The following is a 16268-nucleotide window of genomic DNA, read 5'->3' as shown; positions in this document are numbered from 1 at the left end:
ATAGAGGTTGTGTTTCAAGCCTCACCTGAAAGGGTGGGGCTTTTTGTTGGGATCAAACAGCAAATGCCGGCTGCATGGCAGCAATCTCATTGCGCGGGATCCCTATCGCAGCAGCAGTTTTCTGCCATGCAGCAACCACTTTCCTGGTTTTCGAAATAAGTGATTTCGCATCTTTGTGACTGACACGGAATTTTTCTGCAACCCCCAGAGCCAGTTCCAGGTCTGACAAATTACTATAGCGATCGACATTCAATGAGAGGCCATTTGAAAATGGAACAGGATTGAGATCATATGCAGGCGAAAGAACCCATCCTTTTGCAGTCAGCAGAAATCCATGATTCCGTAAATGGTCATCAGTATTGCTGACACAAATATTAAAAACGATCCGCATCCAGAGCTCTTTCATATCTGCGGTGGCATTCCCACCATTTGAAGCCAGGAAATCCATTATCTCCAGGTAGGACGTGCCTGCAGCCGCATCCGCTCCATCATTGCGCCCTAGTAAAGTCATGGCGCTGGCAAAATGGATCCTTGTTTCTCCTACACGGTCGAATCTTTTTGAAAGGTAGGTATGATGCTCTTTCGTCAATTTCTTTATTTGCCCTTCCGCTACATTAAGACCTGCTTTCCGGGCGAGCTCATTCACCACCCATTCCCATCCACCGATATTCCTGTCATCTCTCTTGCTGGGAAACTTGGCAATCCACAACTGCCCTTTAGGATCAATCACACTTGCTTTGGGCCTGGCTCCACCTAAAGAAGAACCGGGAGAGATCAACATATTAAGCCACTGCGCAAATGCCGGATCGGAAATGGCATTATCATCTTCCAGGCGTAAACTGGCTTCCTCCAGTGTTCTTAAGGATGCAACAGGTGGCGCAGCCAGCGCAATATCTTCATTTTGAAACGGGCCATCCTCCACCAACTTAAATCGTAATGCCCCCATCCTGTATTGATCTGACACTCCTAATAAATAATCACTCTCGAGTAGCGTTCCTGGCTTTCGTTTTTCTTTCATCGCCATAAGCTGCTCTCTTCGCTGCATCAATACTCGTCCCCATCTGTCCGGGCTGGAGTCAAGAAATAGTCCAAAATTCGGCTTACCCTTACTGTTATATTGTGGTCCATCATAAAAACCCAGATCGGGGTCAAGCAGTAAAGCTTCCCTGTTTTCCAACCAATCCGTTGAGTAAGAAAAAGAAAACACTTCCTTACCCCGTAACTGATCAACATGAAGCCTGCCCATCAGCATTGGCTTTTTCAGTTCTCTCCAGTCGGCGTAAACCAGTATCTCCTTATTTCCTGCCTGCGTTTTCATTTCTTATTTTTCTTTGTCTTACCAGACAACAACTGGATATCCTGCAGCTTCCTTCCCAGCGGATCATCGCCCCGGAAAAAGTCGACTATATCCAATTTGAGAGCATGTAAAATACTCACAAGCGAAACCAATGACATGTTGGATTCTCCGCTTTCGATCAATTGTAAAGTTGACCTGGAAATCCCGGCCCTGTCCGCAACCTGTGAAGCAGACAAGCCCCTTCGGTACCTGGCTAACCTGAGGTTGTGACCAACATCCTTCAGCAGATCCTCCGTTGCAGGTCCCACATTCAGTTCTTTTTTTGACATGCCTGAAATTTCATTCAAAAATACAACGAAATGACTGATAAATCATACATTTATTATCCATCGAATGATTTATCAGTCTTTTTAAATGAAAAATGACCGATAAATCGGTCATTTTTCATTTAAGTCTTTACATTTATTTACAGAAACCCCAGTTCCAGTTTCGCTTCCTCACTCATCATTTCCCTGTTCCAGGGTGGGTCAAACGTCAGCATTACATTCGCATCTTTCACTCCTTCCACTTCCCTGATCTTCTCATCCACTTCACGGATGATCTCTCCGGCAACCGGACAGGCAGGCGCAGTGAGGGTCATACTCAAATTCACATATCCATCATCGTTAATAGTTACGGAATAGATCAATCCCAGCTCAACGATATTCACCGGGATCTCCGGATCGAAGACCGTTCTGAGCTTTTCGTAAATATCCATTTCTATTTTCACCTTGTTCAGCATAGCGGAGGATTTTACTTTGCCTGCGTTTGCAGGGCCACTGCATATAATTTCATTTGTTTGATCATGGAAAGCAGGCCATTGCTGCGGGTGATGGAAAGATGTTCGCGCAGGCCCACTTTATCTACAAAATACAATTCTGCCTGTGCAATCTCTGCGGGCGCATGATCACTGAGCACACGTACTACCATGCTCACCAAACCTTTGGTGATTACGGCATCACTATCTGCGGTGAAGATCACTTTTCCATCTTTGTAATCTGCATGCAGCCACACGCGCGATTGACAACCACGGATAAGATTATCATCCGTTTTGTATTGCTCATCGATGAGTGGCAGCTCTTTTCCCATCTGGATGATGTATTCATATTTCTCCATCCAGTCTGTAAAAAGTGAAAACTCCTCTATCAGTTCGTCCTGTATTTCTTTGATGGTCATATTGGCTCCGTGGAATTATACCAGCATGGCAACTGCGCGTTTCACGCCATCCACCAACTGGTCCATTTCCTGTTTAGTATTACAGAATGCAAGGCTGGCCCTGACTGTTCCGGGTATCCCGAAGAACTCCATGAGTGGCTGTGTACAGTGGTGTCCTGTTCTCACAGCGATGCCCATTTTATCCAGCAGTACACCGATATCCGAAGGATGAGTTCCTTCCACGATGAAAGAAACCACACTGGCTTTCTGATCAGCCGTGCCGATGATCTTTAAACCCGGGATTGCTGATAATTTTGCAGTCACGTATTCGAGCAGTTCATGCTCATATTGTGCTACTGCATCGATGCCGAGTTCATTCAGATAATCGAGACCTGCGCTGATGCAAATGCCGGCTTCAATATTGGGAGTGCCTGCCTCAAATTTGAAGGGCAGTTCGTTGTAGGTTGTTTTTTCGAACGTAACATGTTTGATCATGTCACCACCGCCCTGGTAGGGAGGCATCTGGTTCAGCCATTTCTCTTTTCCGTAAAGGATGCCGCTACCGGTGGGGCCATACAGTTTATGCCCGGAGAAAGCAAGGAAATCAACATCCAGGTCCTGCACATCTACGGCAACGTGTTGCACGGCTTGTGCAGCGTCCAGTAATACGGGAACTCCTTTTTCGTGCGCCAACGCTATGATCTCCTTAACGGGATTCACAGTTCCGAGCGAGTTGGAGATCCAGCAAACTGAAACCAGCTTCACGTTCTTGTCTTCGTTCAAAAACTTTTTGTATTCTTCCATCAGCAATTCGCCCTTCTCATTGATGGGAATCACTTTCAGATTGGCTCCGCGATCTTCACAAAGGATCTGCCAGGGAACGATATTGGAATGGTGCTCCATCGCCGAAATGATGATGGTATCACCAGCTTTTACGAATTGTTTTCCGAAACTGTAAGCCACCAGGTTGATTCCATCGGTAGTGCCTTTGGTAAAAAGACATTCATGGTCATGGGCAGCATTGATGAATTTCGCTACTTTCTTCCTGCTCACTTCGTATGCTTCCGTAGCGCGCTGGCTGAGAAAGTGTACTCCGCGGTGGATATTACTGTTCTGATGTGTGTAATAATGCTCGATGGCCTTGATCACGGAATTGGGTTTCTGTGATGTGGCCGCATTATCCAGGTACACCAATGGTTTACCGTTCACTGTGAGTGAAAGGATCGGAAAATCTTTTCTGATCCTTTCAACATCCAGTAATATGGAGGAAGTAGCGTTCATGATTCAATTAAGCTTTCAGACCTTCTTCGATCAGGTGATTGATATGATCCTGCACTTCGGGGAGCGGGATCTTTTCTGTTACATCAAAAGCAAATGCGTGGATGAGAAGGGCTCTCGCCTTTTCTTCCCCGATACCACGACTTTTCAGGTAGAACAATGCATCATTGTTGAACTGACCAACGGTTGAACCGTGGGAACATTTCACATCATCTGCAAAGATTTCGAGCTGTGGTTTGGAATCCACTACAGCTTTCTTTCCAAGCATGAGGTTATTGTTCTGCTGGAAGGCGTTAGTTTTCTGTGCGTCTTTACGAACAAAGATCTTACCGTTGAAAATGCCGGTGGATTCATCTTTCATTACACCCTTGTACAGCTCATTGCTCTGGCAATGTGGTTTGCGGTGGTCAACGATGGTATGATTGTCTACCAGTTGACGGCCACCGGAGAGGTACAGCCCGTACAGGTGGCTTTCCACGTTTTCGCCATCGAGCGCAATATTGAGATTATTGCGAAGAAGGCTGGTTCCGGGGAAGCTGGCCTTGTAGTTGTTGTACACACTATCTTCCTGCTGGTATACTTCTGTATGATGAACGTAACGATTCTTTTCGTTTCCGGCCTGAATATAGTAGTGATGCAGGTTTGCATTGGCGCCTACAAAAATTTCAGCCACGTTGTTCACAAATACATTGGCTTTGGTGCCGCTGATCACGAAGCTTTCGATGATGCTTGCGTTAGCAGATGTACCGGTAATATACAGGTGACGAGGCTGAACAAACAGCGGCTCATCAGCAGTATTGATATGGATCACGTGCAGGGGTTTGTCCACTACAGCGTTGTTCTTTACTTCAACATACAATCCGTGCTGGAACAGAGCGGTGTTCACAGCTGCGAAATGATTTTTGGAAAGATCTGTATATGCGCCGAAATGTTTCTGGAATGCAGGCCTGGAGATTGCTTCAGCAATAGGAAGAACAAACACGCCTTCCTGGTTCACTGTATCTGACAGGTCTTTTCTGAACTCACCATTCACGAGCACGATCTTCCAAACATCGAGGTGAGGAATAGTAGCGTTTTTGATCACTTCATCAGAAACTTCCACTAATGCTTCTTCAGTGGAAGTAGCGAATGACTCCTTCAGAAAAGGTGCAAGGTTTACATATTTCCAGTCTTCCACTTTATTGGAGGGGAAACCTGCTTTCTTGAAATTCTGAAATGCTTTCTGACGCAGTGCAGTCAGTTCTGCAGGCTCGGCAGTGATGCTGCTGCGCAGTTCGAAGTCTGCGACGCACTGATCGTATAACGAATTGATAATTTGTGTGGCCGTATTTTCCATTCCGATTGTTTAGCGGCAGCATGGCTGCGTTACAATTTTATCTGATTACCGCTCTGATTAGTGAAAGCTGGGTGCAGCAGCTGCATCTTCTTTCAACCAATCGTATCCTTTTTCTTCCAGCTCCAGCGCCAGTTCTTTGGTGCCGGATTTCACGATCTGCCCGTTCCAGAGCACATGTACATAATCAGGCACGATGTATTCGAGGAGGCGCTGATAGTGGGTGATGAGGACGAAAGCATTCTTACCGGTGCGGAGTTTGTTCACGCCGCGGGAAACAATGCGGAGGGCATCGATATCCAGGCCGGAATCTGTTTCATCGAGGATGGACAGTTTAGGGTCCAGCATAGCCAGTTGGAAGATCTCGTTCCTTTTCTTTTCACCACCGGAGAAACCTTCATTGAGGGAGCGGTTGGCGAGAGCAGAATCGAATTCAACCAGTTTTTGTTTTTCCTTCATCATGCGCAGGAATTCCTTTGCTTCGATGGGAGGAAGATTATTGTAAGCCCGCATTTCGTTCATGGCGGTTTTCAGGAAGTTGATGTTGGAAACACCGGGAATTTCTACGGGGTACTGGAAAGCGAGGAAGAGTCCTGACCTTGCGCGGTCTTCAGGTGAAAGGTCCAGGAGGTCTTTACCTTCGAAAGTTACCTGACCACCGGTAACTTCATAGTTATCTTTTCCAGCCAGTACTGAAGCCAGGGTACTTTTTCCGGAACCGTTAGGTCCCATGATAGCGTGCACTTCGCCTGCTTTTACTTCCAGGTCCAGTCCTTTCAAAATCTCCTTGCCATCTACAGAAGCCTTCAGATTTTTTATACTTAACATGATTGCTTTATTGAGTTTTATTGTGTCTCGGGTGTGTTTTTAATGTTGTGTGTTATCCTACGCTGCCTTCGAGCGAGATCGCCAGCAGTTTCTGTGCTTCCACAGCAAACTCCATCGGCAACTGGTTGAGCACTTCTTTCGCATAACCATTCACGATAAGGGCCACAGCTTTTTCAGTATCGATACCTCTCTGGTTCAGGTAGAAGATCTGGTCTTCCCCGATCTTGGAGGTAGTGGCTTCGTGCTCGATCATGGCCGTATTGTTCTTTGACTCGATGTAAGGGAAAGTATGCGCTCCGCATTCGTCACCAATCAGCAGAGAATCACACTGTGTGAAGTTGCGTGCGTTGTCTGCGCCATTGCCCACCTGCACCAGTCCGCGGTAACTGTTCTGTCCTTGTCCGGCAGAGATCCCTTTGGAGATGATACGGCTGCGGGTGTTCTTTCCGATATGATACATTTTGGTACCGGTATCCGCGATCTGTTTGTTCTTGGTGAGAGCAACAGAGTAAAATTCACCTGTTGAGTTATCACCTTTGAGGATCACGCTGGGATATTTCCAGGTGATGGAAGAACCAGTCTCCACCTGCGTCCAGCTGATCTTTGAGTTATCTCCTTTGCAGATACCGCGTTTGGTAACGAAGTTGTAGATACCACCTTTACCATCTTTATCACCGGGATACCAGTTTTGAACGGTAGAGTATTTGATCTCTGCATTTTCCAGGGCGATGAGTTCCACCACTGCTGCGTGCAATTGATTTTCGTCGCGCATGGGAGCGGTACAACCTTCGAGGTAGCTTACGTAGCTGCCTTCGTCGGCAATGATGAGGGTCCTTTCGAACTGTCCGGTGTTCTGCGCATTGATCCGGAAGTAAGTGCTCAGTTCCATGGGGCAGCGTACACCTTTGGGGATGTACACGAATGAACCGTCGGATACTACTGCTGCATTGAGTGCAGAGAAGATATTATCTGTGTAGGGCACCACACTGCCGAGGTATTTCTGAACCAGTTCAGGATGTTCCTGGACGGCTTCGCTGAAAGAACAGAAGATAACTCCCATTTCTTTCAGTTTATCTTTGAAGGTAGTGGCAACGGAAACGCTGTCGAACACAGCATCCACGGCCACGCCGCTCAATAATTTCTGTTCGGAGAGGGGAATGCCCAGTTTCTCGAAAGTGGCCAGCAGTTCGGGATCCACTTCATCGAGGCTGTTCAGTGTTGCTTTTTTCTTGGGGGCAGCGTAATAAGATATTGCCTGGAAGTCTATCGGAGGCAGTTCAAAGTTCTGCCAGGTGGGCATCTCCAGTTTCAGAAAATGACGGAGTGCTTTGAGTCGATGTTCCAGCATCCATTCCGGTTCGTTTTTCTTCTGCGAAATGAAGCGCACGGTATCCTCATTCAACCCTGCGGGTGCAATTTCCATTTCGATGTCCGTGGTAAAGCCATATTTGTACTCTTCCGTGGATACATCTTTTAAAATATCTAAATCTGTGCTCATAATTTTTGTTCGGGTCTAAATTTTTCGGGTGCTGTAATTAAACAGCAAAGCTTTCGCCACAGGCGCAGGTCCTTGATGCGTTGGGATTATTGAAGAAAAGACCTTTTCCATTGAGACCTCCGGAGTAATCCAGTTCAGTGCCATACAGGTAGAGCAGGCTTTTCATTTCCACTACCAATTTCACTCCTTTGTCTTCAAATACCTGGTCGTTCTCACGCATCTCCTGATCGAACTTCATTTCGTATGCCAGGCCGGAACAGCCGCCTCCTTTCACGCCCACACGCACAAAACTGTCTGTGGACTGTCCTTCTTTTTCCATCAGCTGATGGATATATTTTTTCGCGTTTTCTGATATCGTGATCATGTTATTTTGATTGTCTGTTTTGGAATGGTGTGCATATATAACAATGCCGGGAGGGTTTGGTTCCCTTGGGAGGAATTGTCCATAATGCGGTATCTTCCTGATTTCCAATATCAAGCAAACATTCCGCCTAAAATTTTTCCGATCTCGAAACTGCCGGAGCAACCTGGCGGATTTTAGCCCACAAAAGTACGCCAGAAATCTGGGCTTTGGAGCGGAAATTAAAGGAATCTGGCAGTTCAGGCAGGAAACCGGGCGTTATACCTGAAACTTATGGCGGGAACGCCTGGTATCAAAAGATAAAAAAGAGTAGAAAAATGAATAGAAGGAATTGTAAGCAGCTGACAATCAGTTTGATTTTTCGACAGTTAGTATCTTGAACGATACATTTGACCTACCATTCTTTTGTGAGTTTTACATGCGATTTTATGAACCCATTACGGATATAAAACTCATGTGCTGCGGTCCGTTTGGCATTTGAACTGACTTCCAGGGACCGGCATTCCCGATCCCGTAAACGCTCCTCAAGCGCCCCGATCAGTAAATGACCGATGCCGAGGCTCCGGAATTCCAGGTCAACGAACATTTCCTGGATCTCGTAAACCATCCCAAGGTGATGAAGTAAGATCTGGCCATGACAGGAAATGAACCCAATCACCTTGTTTGTGGATTCGTCTTCAGCTACGAGGTAAATATTATTCTCCCCGGCAATATTCCGACAATAGAGTTGATTGAAAATTTCAAAATCGAAGGTGGTTTCTTCGAGATCGCAGATGAAAGCGTAGATGGCTTCCATATCGTTGGCTGCTGCCTGCCGGATTTGCATGTATTGAAGTTACGGAATTTGCAGAGTGTGGCCAGTCGCTCGCCTCTGGCGAGTGACTTATGTTTTGTCGCCTCCGGCGACGCGGGGTTCGCCGGAGGCGAACAAATAGAAGTCACTCGCCAGAGGCGAGCGACTGCCAGCTCTCTGCCTTTTTAGTCAGCCCCTGGCAACACCATGTTATGATGCCAGCATCGTTTCCCTGATCAGCTTCACGCAATCCAGGTGATGGTTCCCGAAATCCTCCTGCCAGGCCAGGCCCATCGATTTCAAATCGAAATGTTTCAGCAATGTGCCGGCTGTTCCTAAATTTCCTTTTTCATCTTTCGGGTATCCAAGCACGTAAATACTATCTGCCAGCTCCACCGCCAGTTCAATATCATGCGTGCTGAATATGATGGTATGCAGCTCATGACTGGCATTTACCCACTGGAACGCGCGTTTCACACTCTCAATATTCCCTACATCCAGTCCGGAAAAAGGTTCGTCCAGCACCATATAGTAACCAGAACTGAGCAGTTGCTCCAGGATGGCAGTCCGCTGCCGCTGGCCACCGGAGAGGAATACAGGGTACTGGTCTTTCACCTGGGTAAGCCCCCAGTCGCTGAGATACTGCAATACTTTTTCCTTTTTTTCGGCAAGCGATAAAGTAGATCGCCGCATGGCAAAGAGCAAAGACTGAAAGACGGTCTTATGACGGAACAGGGTATATTTCTGGTCCACGAAGCCCACATCCCCTTCAGATACTTTTTTCGCAGGCTGGTTCCCGTTAGTCACCTCTTTGGAAAGGTCGGGGATCAGCACCTGCCCGGTTGTGGGGGATTCCAACCCGGTGAGTGCGCGGAAGAGGGTGGACTTGCCGCGGCCAGACCTGCCGAGAAAAGCAATGATCTGTCCCTGCTGCCTGTCTGGCCGCACCGTGTCGCGCTCCGTGAAATTGATGTCCTGGATAATAAGTTTTCCATTGTAGGCAACGCTCAGGTTCTCTACCTGGAGTATCGTTTGCTTTTGTTCGTATGTAAATGAGGTCATGGCTGATCATTAAAAAGTGGAATATTTGAAAACAGATTTACGGGTCTTGCGCAGTACCCAGTCCAGCAGCAGGCCTACCAACAGGATCACCATTTGTAAGGCAACGATGCGGCCATGGTTCATGAACTTATCGCTGTTCTTGATGAGTACGCCCAGCCCACCTGCAGCAACCAAAATTGATTCCACTGTTACCAGCATCATCCAGGTAATGGCGAGATTCTGACGCAGTACATCGATCACATAATCGAATCGTCCCTTGATCACCACTTCCAACAATACTTCCCACCTGCTGCATTTCAGGCTCCGTGCATGATCGATCTCTTCGGGTGGAATATCTTTCACAACAGCCAGCAGGGAAGTGATGAAATAAAGGCTCATAAAAATGAAGAGCACGCTCACCTGCATCGTTCTCGCATTGCTGACCAGGATCGCCATGTAAAAAGTGATGCCCGTCAGTGGCAGGTAACGGAACCTGCTCAATGTAACAGCCAGCGGCCTTAATGCAGGCAGCGGAGAAAAGTACACCAGCAGCAGGGAAATTATAACAGATATGAAAGTTGCTTTCAGGCAAAGCGCCAGTGAACTACCGATATGCACGATCAATCCCTCACTATACAATGATTTGAATCCATCCCATACCTGCGCCGGTGTGGGAAAGAGATGTTTGGTCCCGGATGAACCGATGAACCACCAGCCGGTGACCAGGGCAATCCAGCTAACGCCGATGACTAACTGCTGTTGAGGATTTATCTTTTCAAACGGTTTGAACCAGTTTGCTATTTTCATAATGATTGGTTGAGTTGTTTTGAACAGGGTGTGGGCAGTCACTCGCCGGAGGCGAGCGACTGCCCACACCCTGAGTTATTACTTGAGCAATGTGATCACTACCCGCCTGTTTTTAGCTTTACCGGACGCAGTGCTGTTGTCTTCAACTGGTTCGTCCTGACCTTTACCATCCACTTTCTGGAAGCGGTTAGCAGGAATGCCTTTCTTTACCAGGTAATTCTTCACAGATTCGGCGCGGGCGGCAGACAATGAATAGTTGCCCTCCTTTGTACCGGTATTATCTGTGTGACCGATCAGTTCCAGTTTGGAATCCTCTGCCTGGACCAGGAGGTTGTAGATCTGCTCCAGCACATCTTCTCCTTCCGGACGGATGCTTGCCCTGCCTACATCGAAGTTGATCCTCCACTCGGCTGATGCAACTACACTGGTGGCTTTCCGGGAATAGTCAGTGGTATAGGATGCACCTGCATCGATATCCTTTATTTCCTTCAGGAATGAAATGTTCACCGCTTCTTCATATGGCACCACACGCTTCACGTTCTGATTGAAGCCTGCAGGGTTCAGTTCTTTCAGGTATCGGCTTACCTGGTCATACACTGCTTTATAACGGTTAGTACCATCCGAAATGCCATAATACTGGTTGGCATCGGCCAGGTTGAATACACGGGAACCACCCATATTGTAGCTGATGCCGTTCTTTTCGCCTTTCTGTCCTTTGAACATTGCATACCAGTAATCCGGCGATTCGATGCCAAAGGTTTTGGCCACGGCTTCCGATGCTTTCTTTCTCCAGCTATCGTATTGTTTCATCTGGTTGGTGGCAGTATAGGCGGAGCGAAGGATCTTACCGATCGTTTCTTTATTGTTCTCTGCCCACTGGCGCAACACGATCACAGTAGTAGCCATCTGGTTATTGAATTCTTTGGTAGATACCACGTCAGTGAACCCTGTAAGCTTGTCAAATACCATTTTATCACCGGGCGTCCAGGTGGCGCAGCCATCCACTTTTTTGTTGATGGTTTTTCCGGTGAGCTTTCCATCCTTCACTTCTTTGAGCGGGATGGTCCAGCCTTCCTGCTGGCTTTTGATCAGTTCTTTCGCGGATTCGATATAGTCATCATTGGCGGAGGCGAGAAAGTTCACAGCTTCTGCATCATAGGTACTGGGATCGGGGTTTACTTTGAGGCCATTGGCAAATGCGTAGTTGACGGTAGTAACCCAGTCGCCATCACCGATCACGGCAGACACCAGTGCACCTTTCATGGATTGCGGGTTCATTTTCCAGCTGGGTGGCCCGATCAGTTTGTCTTCACCATAACTGAGACCAATAGCCGCAATGGCCTGCAACTGGTATTTTCCTTTTCCATATTTATCATCGATTGCCTGTTGGACGGAACTGATATAGAAAGGAACGCCATCGCCCATGATCATGATACCGGCCACGCCTTCGGAAGGATTGTTATTGCCTTTATCGAACTCGTCCACAAATTTCATGTGAAGGTTGCGCAGCTCGGAGAGCCAGTCCTGACGCACAAGCTCCAGCTTTACGCCATTCTTCTCCATGAGTGACCCCTTACTGGTTTTGGCGCCACCGTTTGCCACGATGATACCCGACTGTGCATTCCAGGCATAACCGCCGATGCGCACCAATGGCTTGTTAGCAACATCTCCTGCCTGGTCCAGTTGCGGCAGCGGGAGCTCTTCAGAAGTAGTGACGTTGTTTACATCCTGGTCGTTCAGCGCGAGCTTGTCCAGTTTTTTGGATTCATCCACGCGCAGACCGGGAGAGAGAAAATACACGGCGCTGCCCACGGCACCTGCAATAACGAGAACGATAAGGGCTTTCGAGAAAAATGTGAGATTAGACCATTTCATGATTGATAATTTTTAGTGGTTTAGTTAGTTGAATATGTCCCCGAATCCTTTGCTCTCCAGTTTATCGTCTGCATCGAGCTTGTAATTCGGGTTGCTGTATTTTTTTGATTCAGGTACCTGGTAGTTGTCTGTTTTGATCTGATCCGCCAGCTTGTCGAGTTTGGTGTACAGTTCATCGCTGTCGTACGCATACTGACTGGTGAGCGAATCCAGGTCTATCAGGTTTTCCTTTGTTACGGCCAGGTCCAGCGCGATGGTATTGGTGACAACATCCAGCGCATATTCCAGTTCCCATCCTTTGGTGAAGCCCATGGCTGACTTGGCTTGTTCGGTGGCTTCGCGTGCTGCATTGGCGAAAGCATATTCTTTCTTCAGCATATCGATGCTCACTTCAAAGTCCATGATCTTTATCTCCATGGCAGTGTCCACCATGTTCAGCTTTCTGTCGAGCTTTCCGATCACATGCGCACGGCTTCCATATTTTCTTACGAGTCCTGTGCTCTGGTTGAGCATATGGCTTACGCGTTGCGCTTCGCTGAGTGTTTTCATCAGGCCGGTTTGCAGTTCCACATAAGCATCCGATTCGCGGGCCTGTTCAGCGCCGGCCTTTTGTTCCAGTTCATGCATTTTGGATTTGGCGCCTTCGGCCCTTGTTTGCAGCAGCAGTACTCTTTCCTGGTATTCTTTCGCCTCTTTTTCCGCTTTGATGCTTTCGCCTTCCATATTGGATTTGATGGCCTTGATCTTTGCCTTTGCTTCCTTGAAATGAACACGGTTCTGGACCATCTTCATTTTTTGATCTTCCAGTTCACTGAAAGGGTCGTGTTTGATCAATGCCTTGTGCATGCTTCGCGAAATACGCTTCAGCGCTTTCACGATCACCGGCAGCATAATAAAAAAACCGATCACCAGTACTGCGGCTGCCATTGCGCCGAGTACTTGTCCTACCCAGGTGAACACGATAGGAAGTATGTACACGTACAATCCCCAGGCTGCTGTTGCCAGCAATACAAGGCCCACGATGGTGGCGATGCCCTTTTCGCCCTTGCGCCAGTTTTTGGGATTGAGCGAGATCTGGTTTTGATCAAAGTGTTTGAGAATGGGCAGTTCCATCACTTTGTTTGATTCCATTGCCATGGTTTGGTTGGTTTGATAGTTATTCTTTGATGTATTGTTGAATGCCGTTTTTGATGGCAGTCAGTTTTTCGATGCTTGCTTTTTTTGCCAGGTCATTGGCCTGTAGTTTTTCGCGGATGGAATTTTCCTGTGGCTTTGAATTGTTATCGATGGAGGCCAGCGCCTGTTGTTTCTCGCGGACCAATGTTTCCAATTGCAGCAATTCAGCTTTCAACTGTTGGATGCGCTGAGCAGCGGAATCGGCTTCCTGTTGAAGCGATCGCTGTTCAGCCTGCCGCTGATCGCGAAGCGCATTTAATTTTTGCTGTCCCTGCGATACATACTGGCCGTGCACTTCATTGATCTTGCTGATGTAGAATTCTGCATCCTGCAATAGTTTTCTGGCAGATACGCTCTTATCAAATGCTTTCGCCATCTGGTATGCCATCTGGTAGGTTTGTGGCGTGCCTGCACCACCTGCACTTACCGCGCGATAGAACTCATAGAAGTCGTACCCCGGCATGTTGATGGCATCCAGGCCCGCTTCATATGTTTCGATCACTTCCTGCACAACATCTGCAGGAGCTGACCCCAAAGGGGGATCAGGTACGGTCTTTTTCGGCTGTTCCATAACGTTATTATCCGTTACAGGGAATGAGTAGCCCGGTGGATCTTCCCGGACAGAAGAATCCCCGTCTGTTTTTACAAACAGACTCTTCCAGTTTTTGAGCATGTTCTTAGGTATTTAGAGTGAATAGGATCAGTGGAGGGCATACGGATGCCAATACCAATCAAAGCTGATTTTACATGGGAACATTAAATAGCGGGAATCTTAAAAGATGCTATAGTCGTTTGCAGTAGTTGCGTGGAGCAAATCCGTCTGAGCGTGTCATACATTTCATATTCTATACAATCATCAGTAGAGAATGTATTTCAAATGTTACAGGTTTGTGTTAAAATATTTCAACGGTAATATTCCTATATACAGATCAGGGTCAGGATCAGCAAGTAACGGGTGGTTCCATAATATATAATTACAGAGCTTTGTATTATGATCTCTCATCAACTATTAGGTAAAACGGATTATACGCGCAGCAGGCAGTTGAAAATTCTGATCAGTAAAGGATTGGTAACGATGGCGGGAAATAAGAAACTGAAGATCTACGGCACACTGCAATGCAGCAGCGGTAAAAAGATGAAAATCGAAAACAGGGTTTTCTTCGTTTCAGAAAAAGCGGCAACAGAAGAGGGATTCCGCCCCTGCGGACATTGTATGCGTGAAGCTTATTTGTTATGGAAGGCAGGCGCGGCCAAACTTCGCCAGAGATAGAACACAAGGTAAGTTTCCCATCCTTTGTATTTTTTGAAGAATCGATTGATCTTTTCCGATTCGGTTCGCTCCTTAATAATATTATGTGTTTCCAGCGCCTTGAGCAAACCAACATCTCCATAAGGAATGGCTTCAGCATGACGCAGTGTTTTCATCAAAGCATAATTGGCCGTCCAGATCCCAATGCCCTTGTGTGCGGTAAGCGCCTGCTGTTTTGATGGAAAATCAGGTAAGGCCATCAGCATTTCCTTACTCAGCTGATTACCGGCAAAAGCCTGGGCTATGCCGATCAGGTATTTGGCCTTGCTTTGTGAGTATTGCATCGGGCGGAGATCTTCAATAGAAAGCGAGGCCAGGACCTGTGGAGAAGGGAAAAGATGATAAACATGTCCTTCATGTTCAACCGCAGTTCCATATGCTTCCACCAATCTTCTTTTCAGTTTGTAAGCGAAGGTTAGATTGATCTGCTGCCCGATGATGCTCCAGCAAAGAGCTTCAAACAGATCAGCGATACTGATCAAACGGAGCCCCTCAAAATCCTTCTGCATGTATTGAAGCATCTTGTCTTTTTGCAGCAAAGCATAGAAAGGGCTAAGGTCCTGGTGCATATCGAACCACTCCATGATATAGTCGCGAAGCAATGGGACCTGGTCTTCAGAAAGGTTACCCTTCAATATTTCTACCTGAAGGTGATCGCCGGCCTCATGAATGCGGAAGAGAACAGGCGCTGTACCAAGTTGAATAAGTTTGGTAACAGTTCCGTCGCTGATGCGGAAAAGGCAATCATCATATCCTCTGTCCAGAAACCATAAACATTCCCGGAAACTGAAAATTGCGGGTTTTACTATCTGCATCATTGCATTCATAAGAACAAATGTACGTAAGGAACAATGGTTGTATATCCGGTTTCTTGCGGTTCCTCAATCGATTGCGTACAATCCGCTAGCTCAAACGATTTTGCAGGTTGGCAACCGGATAACTCACATTGTCCATTTATATTCAAATTTTGGCATCAGGATAAACATGCTGGTAACAATTTGTATATTTAACAAGACCCTGATTATAAATCCGGCCCGGAACAAAAGCTCCATAATACAGATACATAGCCCCCATTTCAATTTGGATAATTATTGTTGAAGACTGCCATTCTAATGATCACTATACGCTAGCCATGGGGGGCAAATACTGCTGATCGACTGAATATTTTTGATGCCGTTCTACCGGACATCAACAACGCTGTTTTTTCACAACCAAACATGACCAAGATTTTCAATTTCTTTAAGAACAACCAGGTGGCATTCGATTATTATATAGATGCAGGTGTGTTGTATGCGAAAGTGTACAGCGTGAACACGCCAACAACGGTAATGACGTTTGCTTTGCAGTAAGGGAGTTTCTCTGCAATTCGGGGAGCGCAGTCGCTCGCCTCTGGCGAGTGACTCCTAATTGTTCGCCTCCGGCGAACACCGCGTCGCCGGAGGCGACTAAATAAAAGTCACTCGCCAGAGGCGAGCGAC

Annotated in this window: 18 protein-coding genes; 2 read left to right on the top strand and 16 right to left on the bottom strand. The window is 47.0% G+C overall.

Annotated features, from left to right (window positions below):
* Positions 1-52: 52 nt before the first annotated feature.
* The 15 genes from D9Y29_RS13540 to D9Y29_RS13470 all read right to left on the bottom strand — a co-directional run bounded on the left by D9Y29_RS13540 (position 53) and on the right by D9Y29_RS13470 (position 14154).
* Positions 53-1318, bottom strand: coding sequence for a type II toxin-antitoxin system HipA family toxin (locus D9Y29_RS13540; protein WP_127128991.1), 1266 nt, complete (start codon positions 1316-1318; stop codon positions 53-55).
* Complete coding sequence (locus D9Y29_RS13535; protein WP_127128989.1) at positions 1315-1626, bottom strand: helix-turn-helix domain-containing protein; 312 nt, start codon at positions 1624-1626, stop codon at positions 1315-1317. Before D9Y29_RS13535 ends, D9Y29_RS13540 begins: the two co-directional genes overlap by 4 nt.
* 137 nt (positions 1627-1763) lie before the next feature.
* Entirely contained in the window at positions 1764-2078 is a 315-nt protein-coding gene (locus D9Y29_RS13530) for an iron-sulfur cluster assembly protein (RefSeq protein WP_127128987.1), read from the bottom strand.
* 11 nt (positions 2079-2089) lie between these two features.
* Complete coding sequence (locus tag D9Y29_RS13525) at positions 2090-2512, bottom strand: SufE family protein (RefSeq protein WP_127128985.1); 423 nt, start codon at positions 2510-2512, stop codon at positions 2090-2092.
* 15 nt (positions 2513-2527) lie between these two features.
* Entirely contained in the window at positions 2528-3772 is a 1245-nt protein-coding gene (locus D9Y29_RS13520) for a SufS family cysteine desulfurase (RefSeq protein ID WP_127128983.1), read from the bottom strand.
* A gap of 7 nt (positions 3773-3779) precedes the next feature.
* Positions 3780-5105, bottom strand: a complete 1326-nt coding sequence (gene sufD, locus D9Y29_RS13515; protein WP_127128981.1) for a Fe-S cluster assembly protein SufD — start codon at positions 5103-5105, stop codon at positions 3780-3782.
* Positions 5106-5162: 57 nt separating this feature from the next.
* Complete coding sequence (sufC, locus tag D9Y29_RS13510; protein ID WP_127128979.1) at positions 5163-5930, bottom strand: Fe-S cluster assembly ATPase SufC; 768 nt, start codon at positions 5928-5930, stop codon at positions 5163-5165.
* 52 nt (positions 5931-5982) lie between these two features.
* Positions 5983-7428 (bottom strand): Fe-S cluster assembly protein SufB, encoded by a 1446-nt coding sequence (gene sufB / locus D9Y29_RS13505; RefSeq protein WP_127128977.1) that lies wholly within the window; start codon positions 7426-7428, stop codon positions 5983-5985.
* Between the two features lie 37 nt (positions 7429-7465).
* Positions 7466-7792: a HesB/IscA family protein gene (locus D9Y29_RS13500; RefSeq protein ID WP_127128975.1), complete on the bottom strand. Its 327-nt coding sequence runs from the start codon at positions 7790-7792 to the stop codon at positions 7466-7468.
* A 391-nt stretch (positions 7793-8183) separates the two neighbouring features.
* The gene (locus tag D9Y29_RS13495; RefSeq protein WP_127128973.1) at positions 8184-8615 is read right to left on the bottom strand and encodes a GNAT family N-acetyltransferase; all 432 of its coding nucleotides are present in this window, start codon (positions 8613-8615) and stop codon (positions 8184-8186) included.
* 177 nt (positions 8616-8792) lie between these two features.
* Complete coding sequence (locus D9Y29_RS13490) at positions 8793-9644, bottom strand: ATP-binding cassette domain-containing protein (protein ID WP_127128971.1); 852 nt, start codon at positions 9642-9644, stop codon at positions 8793-8795.
* A 9-nt stretch (positions 9645-9653) separates the two neighbouring features.
* A complete protein-coding gene (locus tag D9Y29_RS13485; RefSeq protein ID WP_127128969.1) occupies positions 9654-10430 on the bottom strand; it encodes an ABC transporter permease in 777 nt (258 codons plus the stop codon).
* A 78-nt stretch (positions 10431-10508) separates the two neighbouring features.
* On the bottom strand, positions 10509-12305 hold the full coding sequence (locus D9Y29_RS13480) for an OmpA family protein (RefSeq protein ID WP_127128967.1): 1797 nt from the start codon (positions 12303-12305) through the stop codon (positions 10509-10511).
* A 24-nt stretch (positions 12306-12329) separates the two neighbouring features.
* Complete coding sequence (locus tag D9Y29_RS13475) at positions 12330-13436, bottom strand: hypothetical protein (protein WP_127128965.1); 1107 nt, start codon at positions 13434-13436, stop codon at positions 12330-12332.
* A 25-nt stretch (positions 13437-13461) separates the two neighbouring features.
* On the bottom strand, positions 13462-14154 hold the full coding sequence (locus D9Y29_RS13470; RefSeq protein WP_127128963.1) for a coiled-coil domain-containing 22 family protein: 693 nt from the start codon (positions 14152-14154) through the stop codon (positions 13462-13464).
* Between the two features lie 318 nt (positions 14155-14472).
* On the opposite strand from D9Y29_RS13470, the gene D9Y29_RS13465 reads away from it, so the two are divergent.
* Positions 14473-14751, top strand: coding sequence for an Ada metal-binding domain-containing protein (locus tag D9Y29_RS13465; RefSeq protein ID WP_127128961.1), 279 nt, complete (start codon positions 14473-14475; stop codon positions 14749-14751).
* On the opposite strand, the gene D9Y29_RS13460 is transcribed toward D9Y29_RS13465, so the two are convergent.
* Positions 14706-15608 carry a DNA-3-methyladenine glycosylase family protein gene (locus D9Y29_RS13460; protein ID WP_206513777.1) on the bottom strand — a complete coding sequence of 301 codons (903 nt, stop codon included), beginning with the start codon at positions 15606-15608 and terminating at the stop codon, positions 14706-14708. The two genes, D9Y29_RS13465 and D9Y29_RS13460, sit on opposite strands and share 46 nt — an antisense overlap.
* A 399-nt stretch (positions 15609-16007) precedes the next feature.
* On the opposite strand from D9Y29_RS13460, the gene D9Y29_RS26900 reads away from it, so the two are divergent.
* Complete coding sequence (locus tag D9Y29_RS26900; RefSeq protein ID WP_277601124.1) at positions 16008-16139, top strand: hypothetical protein; 132 nt, start codon at positions 16008-16010, stop codon at positions 16137-16139.
* The last annotated feature ends 129 nt before the right edge of the window (positions 16140-16268 follow it).

Source organism: Pseudoflavitalea rhizosphaerae (assembly GCF_003991355.1).
Taxonomy (GTDB): Bacteria; Bacteroidota; Bacteroidia; order Chitinophagales; family Chitinophagaceae; genus Pseudobacter; species Pseudobacter rhizosphaerae.
The sequence above is the reverse complement of the archived record's forward strand: the minus strand, read 5'-3'. Positions and strand labels throughout refer to the sequence as shown.